Raw genomic sequence first — 604 nt, forward strand, 5'->3', positions numbered from 1 at the left:
CCATTTTCTGCTACAGCAACACTGGCGAGCATCATGCGTTCTTTTGTAACAAGTGAAAAGTCAAGCTGATGCCCTGCGGCTTTGGCGAGATTTTCAAAAAAGACCCGTTGTGTACGTCCATTTCCTCCCCTAAAAGGATGGAGTTGGTTAAGGGCGTTAAATAAGCTTATTGCTTCAGCGTTAAATTTCTCACGCGTTAAGCCTTGCAAATTATCTTTTTCGGCAAGCGTTTGATCTAATTTTTGTAAACCGTCTTGGATTTCATCGCCGAGTGCAAAAGGATTTTCCCATCCTGTTCTTTTCATTTCGGGCATGGCGGCTGTGGTACCATCTTCAAATGTAAATGGGAGATGGCGCAGATATCCAGCCCATTCAAAGGTATTTTTAAATAAGTGGTGATGTATAGAGCATAGATAGGAGCTATCAAACTTTTCTGGTACGGGGGATTCACGCAGATTAACTATCGCTTCTGCTGTATCCTTTGAACATTTATCCAGAAAGGATTTTAAGTCTTTTATTCCATATTTATTTTTGAGTGTTGTGGTGTTTGGGTAGACATAATGATGGGGAGAAACTGTCTGTATATTTTTTGTCTTTGCTTTTG

The 604-nt window shown here is 40.4% G+C and carries 1 protein-coding gene; it reads right to left on the bottom strand.

Annotation, left to right across the window (positions count from 1 at the left end):
- The coding region (locus ACFIO3_RS15145) for a Fic/DOC family protein (protein WP_375704791.1) at positions 1 to 604 on the bottom strand (604 nt) is incomplete at both ends.

It is taken from the genome of Bartonella sp. AD328YNZD (assembly GCF_042196425.1).